The sequence below is a fragment of the Gracilibacillus saliphilus genome (assembly GCF_010994085.1).
Taxonomy (GTDB): domain Bacteria; phylum Bacillota; class Bacilli; order Bacillales; family Amphibacillaceae; genus Gracilibacillus; species Gracilibacillus lacisalsi.
Genome location: NZ_WJEB01000004.1, coordinates 124,080 through 134,295, shown reverse-complemented (window position 1 = coordinate 134,295; position 10,216 = coordinate 124,080). Strand labels below are relative to the sequence as shown.

Below are 10,216 nucleotides of genomic sequence, written 5' to 3'. Positions count from 1 at the left end.
CTTCTATACGAGTCGCAGATCAACTTAGCATTTAGTGATAAGGTCTGGGCGGGTTTTTAAATATCAGGAGAAGTCTCAACAATGATGCTCCCCTCATATAGAAGAACTTCAAATTCTTGTTTTCCTTCCGCTTTTTCAACGTATTCATATGTTAAAATAATACAACAAAGGAGGTAATGAAAATGACTGATTATATGTTGTGGAACCATGAAATTGTGGAGCGTAAAGCAGAAAATGCAATGGTTTCTTTTGAAGACCGTGGCTATCAATTTGGGGACGGTGTTTATGAAGTTATTCGAATATATGATGGAAAACTTCATGCTTTGGATTGGCACTTAGATCGTTTGTTTTATTCGATGGAACAGTTGGCAATTCGGGCACCATTTTCCCGATCTGAAATAAAGCAATTATTAAAGCAACTTACCGAAACAAATGAATTTACGGCTGATGGCAAACTCTATTTGCAAGTAACAAGAGGCATGCAGCCCCGAGATCATGTCTATATGGAAGAATTAGATGCGATTTTCTATGCGACGGTTGACCGTTTTGAACAGCCAGTAGAAATGTGGGAAAAAGGGGTAAAGGTTACATTGCAAGAGGATATACGCTGGCTCCGTTGTGATATTAAGTCATTGAATTTACTAGGTAATGTGCTTGCACGAACAAAAGCACAGCGCAATGGCTATCATGAACCGCTTTTTCATCGCGATGGCATTGTTCGGGAATGTGGTGCTTCTAATTTTTATATGATTAAAGATGGAGTGATACATACACATCCAACCAATAACTATATACTTGGTGGTATCACTAGGAAAAAAGTTCTGAAGTTTGCTGAAGAATTAGCTATCCCTGTTGAAGAAAGAGAAATAACAGTAGAGGAATTGCAAGAGGCTGATGAATGTTTTCTTACGGCAACTCCTTTAGAAATAGTACCAATCACACAAATCGATCATCAACCTATTGATCATAATCAGATAGGGGAAATAACGAAAAGACTACAACAATATTATCGAAAACGAGTATATGATTTTCTAGAATAACGGGACATTTTCACTGTCCCGTTGATTCAATTGATGGAGGTTTATGATGCGTTGGTTCTTCTTTGTTTTGCTTTCGTTACTATTTATGTTTTCTCCTTTACAACAGGGATTGTATTTTGATTCGGATTTGTATATGGTACATATTTTCATTTACGTGCTTTCCTTTTTGTTGTTGCTAAGGGTGTTATATGATCAGGATTTCACTACTTGGAATGATCTTATGTTTATCTTAATTATTCCAATATGCTATCTCATCTCATTAATTCAAGCTAAGCATCCCGAAGGTGCGTTTAACATGGTCTTTCGTTGGACTACTTATATTAGTTTTTTCTATTTATTGTATTGGAGTATCAACAAACATCCTAAAATAAGACAGCTTGCTCCTTATATTTATTATGCTACTGGTGTTCTGATTGCTTTCCATATGTTACTTAATCAATTCGGATTATTAAATGTTCCAGGGGCATTTATCAAAGATCGATTTGCTGGTGTCTTTCAATATCCGAATACATTTGGCATGGTGATGGTTGCTTTCTATATGTTTGGGTTAGTTATGTTGCTCAATAAAAAGCAAAATTGGCGAAGGATATTCTTTTACGCTTTTCCGTTAACTGCTTTTATCGTAGCTTTTTTAGAATCCTATTCAAGAGGTATGTATCTTATTTTTCCGGTTGTTTGGTTGATCGGAATTTGTTGTTTCTCGTTTCCTCATCAATTACGTTATATTCTATATACTATGATAACCATGTTGAGTGGAATGTTGGTATTTACCCTTTCACAACAAGGAAATATGTTTCTAACGGGTATCTGCATTGTTATCCTGTCTTTGCTATCCTTTTTGGTCATTTGGTGGATTTATCAACTAGATTTAAACGTTAGACTGAAAAAGTTTCATCGAGGTATTTTACCTGTAATCGTCATATTTTTCGGTGTTCTGTTTGGTTTCGATCTAGCTAATCAAGGATTGATATATAAGCAACTACCTGCCAATCTGCAAGAAAGAATGGCAAGTATTAGTGATAGTTCGACGGCAAGAGAAAGAGTGCTTATTGTAGAAGATGCAATGGAAGCGAGTTTGGATGCCCCTTTGATAGGGCAAGGAGGGAAAGCCTGGGAATCTATCTATCGTAATTATCAACAATTACCTTATCAAGCTAAGAAAATACATAATGAATATATCGAAATGATCATAGATATAGGTTATCCCGGATTTTTAATCACGATTAGTATTTTAGTTTATCTTATCCTGCGCATATGGCAAACGATGCGCTTTGCTGATGATAGATCGTTTTATATTGCGATTTTATTAAGTTTAGCTACGATTTTGGCTCACAGCTTTATCGATTTTAATTTTGCATATGGATTTGTTGTTTTTATGATTTTCTGGTTAATCGCCATGGGTTTAAAAACATTTGCTGAACCAAAGCGACTGAAAAAATGGCCGCTCTTTTCATTAGGGATATATGCAGTCATTCTGTTATTTGCCTTAACCTTTGCTTATCGTTTTATGCAAGCAGATTTTTCTTATCAAAAAGCCATGAATACTGATAATCTAATAGAACGTGAACAGTATCTGGAGGAGGCAACAAGTTATAATCGGTTTGATACAGAATACTGGTATAAGCTAAGTGATACATTAACCAATCAAAAGGACAAAAGGAAGACAAAAAATGCGATATATCAAATGGTGGCATTGGAACCGATGAATTCGCAAGTCGTCTATCAATCCGGCGTATTACTAGAAAAAATAAATGAAAAAAGGGATGCATTATATCAATATCGGAATGCATTAGAATTGGACCCATTTGATTCAAGAATTTATCAAGGGATTATTTCTCTTTCCGTTGACTTGGCTGGGGAACATGAAAGTAATAGGTATGCAAAGATTGCGATCGAAACCTATGACAGGATGTTAAATCAATATGAGCAATTTGAAAAGAACCCCATTGGACAAGACCACAATAGACGCGGATTTGAAATGACGGATGTAATAGAAAAAGATATAGCGAAGGCGAAAACCTTTCTTTCTCATGAATAGCGAGTTATCAGTTGTGGTAGGATTAACTAAAAATATCGAGTAGTTATACCTAGTACGTCCTTTCGTTATAGAGTAATTGTAGAAGCCTAATTCCTGCTAAGTGATAGTGGGGAATTAGGCTCTTATATTTTTGATTCTTTTCGAAACCATACTACCTTGAATAAACATTTAAAAGATGCTATTGTAATGATACTTTTCATGTAATCGTTATCATTAAAAGGAAGGTGGTATGATTTGAAAAAATTGTTTAGTAGAGTGATTTCTTTTTTTGAAAAGTTAAGTTTGAAAAGCAGAATTTCTTTAGTGTTTGCTTTAAGTACTTTTTTGCTGCTCATGTTTACGATCATGTTTTCCTATCAATCGATGTCGAACATTCTAACGAATAAATTACATGCTACCTTCAATAGTAATTTACAACAAATCCGCTTATCGATGGAGAATACAATAGAAGATTTAAACTATGTTGCACAACAAATTGCCTTTTCGGAGAATCTCACCTTTAAGTTAGATGATTATTTACACTCGTCTCCGTCTTACGATAGAGTCAAAGTTTATGAGGATATTAAAAATGAGTTGAATGTAATTCAGTTTAGTAACCCCAGCATCGGTTTATCCTTACTCTATTTAAAAGAAAATGATGAGTATCTTTTTTATAACCATGGAGTAAAAGATGAATTCTCCTTAGACCATGAACCATTATTGGATGAAGGATATAATATGCACACTTATGGACCTCACATAAGCATGGAACAGTACAAAGATAAGTATGTACTCTCTGTTGCCAGGAAATTGGATGTTAATTATGCTGATGACATTTATATTTATTTGGAATCGAATCTTGATTTAACAAATGACCTTTTAGAAGTAGAGAATGTATTGAATCACGCTAATTATATACTTTTAGATGATACGAGGCATATCATATATAGTGAAAATGACACTTTCCCATTCAATAGTTCTTTCAGTGGTAATGAAAAGGGTTATGGCAAGCATAATGGATTTTACTGGTTTGAGGAGACAACGGAAAAAGGATGGAGTATTATCGCGTTAATACCTATCTCGGAGTATAACGAGGAAATGAATCAATGGGTTATTTTAATGATTTATATTGCGATTCTTTTTGTATTTATCAGTCTTGTCGTTTCCCTGTTATTATGGAAAACACTTTACAAGCCTTTAAACGAATTCCGTCATGAAATAAAATTAATGGGCAACAACAATTTTCATTCGGAAATTGTTCATACCAAAATTCCCGAGTTTGTTGATTTGATAAAGCGTTTTCGTAATATGAGGGTACAAATTGTCAGTTTGATTCAGGAGATAGAACAAAAAGAAAGAAAACGTGCTGATTTAGAGGTGGAGAAATTAAAGCATCAAATCAATCCTCATTTTTTAATGAATACGTTAGATACAGCTAAATGGTTAGCTATCTCCGGAGACAAGCAGGAGCTTACCGGTTTATTAACCTCATTGAATAAATTACTTTATTACAATATGGGAAAATTAGGGGTATTGTCGACATTGGAAGAAGAATTAGATTCGATGACGCAATATTTAATGTTGCAGCAAATCCGGTATGATTTTGAATATGTAACCAGTATCAATGTCTCTGAAGAAGTCTTACAAGCTCCTGTTCCAAGGTTTATTCTTCAGCCATTAGTAGAGAATTCACTGTATCATGGACTTGTCGATGAAGGAACCATTGCAATTAACATACATCTTGAGGAGGAAATTATTGTTATCGAAGTCCGCGACGATGGCAGAGGAATGTCGAGAGAGAAAATGAACGAAATTTTAAACGATCAATCTTTTAAACAGACGAGGAACGGGATGGGTATTGGCTTAAATTATGTTAAGAGAATGATGGAAAGAACGTATGGAAATTATGCAGAGATTGAAATGGATAGCATGGTCGGTAAAGGAACGGTCGTCCGTTTGAGAATACCATATATAAAGGGTGATTTGAAATGATTAAAGTATTAATTGTGGAAGATGACAAATTAGTCAGAAAGAGTTTCATCTCTTCCTTTAATTGGGAACAATTTGACATGGAGATAGTTGGAGATGCTAAAAATGGAGAAAAAGCTTTGCAGTTTATCGAAGCTCATCAGGTGGACTTGATGATTACCGATTTAGCAATGCCGATAATGTCAGGAATAGAACTTATTCGGATTGTTAAAGAAAAATATCCAGAAATCTTTATTGTCGTACTTTCCTTGCATCAGGATTTTGAGTATATACAAGAAACGATGAGATTAGGAGCAATCGATTATATAGCCAAAATTGAATTAGACGGGAATGACATGGATGATATTCTCATTCGCATTCAGCACAGAATTGAAAAAGAACTAATAAAACAAACTTCTATGTCAAATCACGAAAAAACAACAATCACTAGTGGATATGCTCTGATTTCGAAAAAAATATCTGCTGTAGAACGAGCATTAAACAAGTTTTTTCCTAGCGAGGATATATGTAAATGGAATGATTATTGTCTGCTGGTAAAGAGCGATTTACTAACACCAGAGAATATTATACAGCAAACATTGGATACGGAGTATGATATCCGTCCATTACTTCTAGTTTATCCAGAAACAGAAGTAGATTTTAACGATATGAAGGAATGGAAAGCAAATGATCACCAACAGTTATTATTTTATGAAGTGAGCCAGGATCAACCAATAGCAATAAAGGCATTTCACAATCTCTATCAACCATTACAAGTAAGCAAGCAAGAACTGGAAAGTTGGAAAGAAAGAATCATTTTATCAGATTGGCTAGCAAATAAACAGCAAGTCACTGAATTATTAAGTGCTTTATATACAACTGGTTTTTCGATTAATCAAATAGAAGGATTATTATCGTGGCTCGTTAATGAATATAAGCGAATTTATCGAGATATTCTCCCTGAACAGATCCATGCCCCTATGGAAGTAAAGTATTGGTCTGATGTGGAACAATGGTTTAAACAATTTCAGCGGGTTATGTATACCACTTTATTTAGCCCAGTGTATTCTCCAGAGACCAATCAATGTATTTTAAATGCGATCGCTATTATAGAACGTGAGCTCTCTTCACCTTTGACAGCCCAATATGTTGCACAACAAGTAAATATGAGTAGGAGTTATTTTTCAACCTGTTTTAAAGAAATAACCGGTGAAACCTTTAATGAATATGTGCGAATGGCCAGAATTAGTAAAGCAAAAGATTACTTACTGTATACAAGAGAAAAGATAGCAGTTATTTCCGAAAAGGTTGGCTATGCTGATATGAAATATTTCAGTAAAATATTTAGACAAGAGACAGAACTCTTACCGAGTGAGTATCGAAAATTAAATAAAAAGGGGTCAAATGTTTCTAGGTTGTAAGAGAAATGTTGTTTCCCCTTTATAAAGGAGAATAGAGTAGGTTTGGAAAGTACAAATACCACCTTTTTTTCGAAACAACCCTCTTATTGAATACGCTTACATTATTGGTATGATTAAATTGAATATAAAATTCAAGGAAAAGAGGGGAAAAGGATGCTAAGAAAGTACTTATTTTTATTATTATTTGCGTTGGTGTTAGTCGCATGTTCTGATGATGATGCAAGCTCCGATCCTAGTGATGGCGAAGAAACGGAGACGGAAACTTCTTCAGAGCCAGCTGATCCGTTTGGTGCTTACGAAGAAACACTTACAATTGCTATTGGTCAAGAAGTGGATCCAAGTGATACTAGTTTACAAGAGGGTGATACACCACTCGATAATCAGTACACGAGACATGTTAAAGAAAATCTAAACATCAAAGTGGAGCATGCATTTACTGCTTCTCCTTCCAACTACGATCAAAAAGTAAGTCTTGCAATTGCCAGTAATGATTTGCCAGATGCGATGGTTGTAGGTCCAGTTGAATTAAGGCAGTTGGTAGAAGCTGATCAAATTGCAGACCTGACAGAAGTCTATGAGAATTATGCATCTCCGGCCATAAAGGAAATTATTGATAGTTCAGATGGAGTTGCACTTGAGAATGTTACATTTGATGGAAAAATGATGGCAATTCCTAATTCACAAGCTAGTGCCGATGGTGTCCATAATTTATGGATTAGAAAAGACTGGCTTGATAATCTTGGCTTAGAGCCACCTAAAACAATCGAAGAATTTAAAGAAGTAGCAAAAGCTTTTGTAGAGCAAGATCCTGATGGCAATGGGCAGGATGATACGATTGGTTTAGCCGGACCAGACACCAGTAATAAACTCTATGCTAACTTTTTAGAGTCAACCAATAATTTATATGGTTTTGATGGGATTTTTTCAGCATTACATGCTTATCCAGGGTATTGGTTAGAAGGAGAAGATGGACAGCCAGTCTACGGATCAATTTTACCAGAAACGAAAGAGGCTTTATCTGTATTAAGGGATATGTACAGCGAAGGGCTTATTGATCCGGAAATGGGTGTTCGCGAGGACTCTGGTGAATCTGTGATAAGCGGAAATACTGGCATGTTCTTCGGGCCGTTTTGGATGCCGTATGGACCTATTACAGACGCTGTAACAAATAATCCGGAAGCAAACTGGCAATCATATGCACTTCCACTTGATGCTAATGGTGAATATACACCTCATTTGAGTACGACAACCACTCAATTTGTAGTTGTCCGAAAAGACTATGAACATCCGGAAGCTGCGATGAAGATTTTAAATAATCTATTAGCAAATGAATCTGAATTCGACCCTAGTATTGGTGGACCGGGCTACTATCCATTACGTCTTGTCTATGCACCTGCAGACGAAATGGAAGTAACAACGGTAGCACTAAGAGAAGTGCTTGCAGGAACGAAAGAACCAGAAGATTTTTATGATATGCCCGCCTATAAATTGTTGAAATCTGATGTAGACACGATTCATGAAGTGAAGCTAGAACCATATGACAATATGGATATTGAATATTGGGATCCTGAAACAAATCTAGGTCAATGGACGAGAGCATACTCAGCGTTAGTTGGAACTGCTCCATTAGTTGATACGGAAATCAATGGTGTCATGAGCTTAATATATTCTCAAACAGAAACGATGGAGGACAGATGGGTAAACCTAAAAAAATTAGAAGATGAAACATTTTTGAAAATCATTATGGGGACAGAACCGCTCGAATCCTTTGATCAATTTGTGGAAAATTGGAAAAAACAAGGAGGAGAGCAGATTACAGAAGAGGTTGTAGAAGTTGTAAACCAATAATGAAACAGAAAAGGCGGCGAAGTGATTCGGCGCCTTTCTAAGCAAATAACGCACTAAATGTCCGCCAACCCACGGTCTGATTTTTTGGTTGGCTAAAGAAGGGAGAGATTGTTCATGAAGTCAAAGGGTTTTGCTAAACATTATTATTTCATGCTGATACCTGGTTTTATCTGGTTAACCTTATTCAGTATTGTACCGATGTTCGGTATTATGATTGCCTTTCAAAACTACAATCCTGGAGCAGGCGTTTTCGGTTCAGAGTTTGTGGGGTTAGAAACATTCCGGTATATGTTCGAATTGAGTGATACTGTAAACGTATTTTTTAATACAATCTTTATTGCAATCATGAAAATTATTGGAAATCTTATCGTTCCTTTAGTTTTTGCCTTAATGCTCAATGAAGTGAGATATATGGGGCTAAAAAGGTCGATCCAAACGATTGTGTATTTACCCCATTTTTTATCATGGGTTATTTTGGGTGGAGTATTGCTCGATATTTTTGCTTATGGTGGTCCGATTAATCAAATGTTAGCTGCATTTGGAATAGATCCTATTTTATTTTTTGGTAGAGAAGACCTTTTTCCTTTTCTAGTAGTAGGCAGTGATGTCTGGAAGGAATTCGGCTTTAACACGATTATTTATTTAGCAGCATTAACCGGCATCAATCCAGCGCTATATGAAGCAGCAGGTATCGATGGTGCATCAAGACTGCGTATGCTTTGGCATGTTACATTACCTGGGATTCGCACTACAGCGGTTTTGTTAGCCGTATTAAGTTTAGGAAATGTACTAAATGCAGGATTTGATCAAATATTTAACTTATATAATCCGCTCGTTTATTCAACAGGTGATATTATCGATACATGGGTTTACCGGGCAGGATTATTAAATCTGCAGTATGAATTGGCAACGGCTGTCGGCTTATTAAAATCAGTTGCAGGGTTTATTTTAATCAGTTTGTCATACTATCTTGCTTATCGATTTACGAATTATCGGATTTTCTAATGGAAGGGGGAAAAGCATATGTTAAAAAGTAAGTCATTATCTTCTAAAATAGCGGATGTTGTTCTGATTATCATCTTAGTAGCGATTGCGATTACTTGTATTTTACCTTTATGGTATACGTTATCTTTATCTTTAAGCTCCAAGACAGCTGCGGCAGCTGGTGCTGTTGCTTTATGGCCAGTGGAATTTAATTTTAATTCCTACCAACAATTATTGCAGGATAGTCAATTTTTTAAGTCCTTCTGGATATCGGTCCAACGGGTAGTGTTAGGGGCAGGGTTGAATTTTATTATTGTACCTTTGATGGCGTATCCGTTATCTAAGACAGTAAAAGATTTTAAAGGTCGTAATGTATTAATGTGGACGCTCATTTTTACGATGTTATTTAATGGTGGTTTAATCCCTCTTTATCTAACAGTTAAAGCCTATGGTTTAATGAACAGTATTTGGGCATTAGTGTTAGTTGGCGGTGCACAAACGATTGTGTTTAATATTATTCTTACTATTAACTTCTTTCGAAATCTTCCTTCTTCTTTGGAGGAGGCAGCATTAGTAGATGGTGCCGGACCTTGGTATATTTTAACGAAAGTATTTATTCCATTATCTATTCCGGTTCTTGCTACCGTATCCCTCTTTAGTATTGTTTATCACTGGAATGAATTTCTGTATGGTTTGATTTTTATGACGAGAGAGGAATTCTATCCATTACAGACGTATATTCAACAGCTGGTCGTGTCGGTTGATCCATCAACGATGACAGAGGACCAGTATAAACGGTTGAGTGAGTTATCAAACCGCACGTTAGATGCTGCCAAAATCTTTATTGCGATGATCCCTGTATTAGTAGTGTACCCATTTTTACAAAGATACTTTATTCATGGTATCACGTTAGGTTCAGTTAAAGAATAAAAGGGAGA

At 35.8% G+C, this 10,216-nt stretch carries 7 protein-coding genes; all 7 read left to right on the top strand.

What is annotated here, in order from left to right; genetic code table 11:
* Nucleotides 1-182 precede the first annotated feature (182 nt).
* The 7 genes from dat (at nt 183) to GHT08_RS06940 (ending at nt 10,208) form a co-directional block, all read left to right on the top strand.
* Nucleotides 183-1,040, top strand: a complete 858-nt coding sequence (dat, locus tag GHT08_RS06970) for a D-amino-acid transaminase (protein ID WP_163580718.1) — start codon at nt 183-185, stop codon at nt 1,038-1,040.
* Between the two features lie 46 nt (nt 1,041-1,086).
* Nucleotides 1,087-3,078, top strand: coding sequence for an O-antigen ligase family protein (locus tag GHT08_RS06965; protein ID WP_163580717.1), 1,992 nt, complete (start codon nt 1,087-1,089; stop codon nt 3,076-3,078).
* A 234-nt stretch (nt 3,079-3,312) separates the two neighbouring features.
* Nucleotides 3,313-5,049, top strand: a complete 1,737-nt coding sequence (locus GHT08_RS06960; protein ID WP_163580716.1) for a sensor histidine kinase — start codon at nt 3,313-3,315, stop codon at nt 5,047-5,049.
* Complete coding sequence (locus tag GHT08_RS06955) at nt 5,046-6,446, top strand: response regulator transcription factor (protein ID WP_163580715.1); 1,401 nt, start codon at nt 5,046-5,048, stop codon at nt 6,444-6,446. The genes GHT08_RS06960 and GHT08_RS06955 overlap by 4 nt, the downstream gene beginning before the upstream one ends.
* A gap of 153 nt (nt 6,447-6,599) precedes the next feature.
* Nucleotides 6,600-8,294 carry an extracellular solute-binding protein gene (locus GHT08_RS06950; protein WP_163580714.1) on the top strand — a complete coding sequence of 565 codons (1,695 nt, stop codon included), beginning with the start codon at nt 6,600-6,602 and terminating at the stop codon, nt 8,292-8,294.
* Nucleotides 8,295-8,408: 114 nt separating this feature from the next.
* A complete protein-coding gene (locus GHT08_RS06945; protein ID WP_163580713.1) occupies nt 8,409-9,299 on the top strand; it encodes an ABC transporter permease in 891 nt (296 codons plus the stop codon).
* An 18-nt stretch (nt 9,300-9,317) separates the two neighbouring features.
* Nucleotides 9,318-10,208, top strand: coding sequence for a carbohydrate ABC transporter permease (locus tag GHT08_RS06940; protein ID WP_163580712.1), 891 nt, complete (start codon nt 9,318-9,320; stop codon nt 10,206-10,208).
* Nucleotides 10,209-10,216 lie beyond the last annotated feature (8 nt).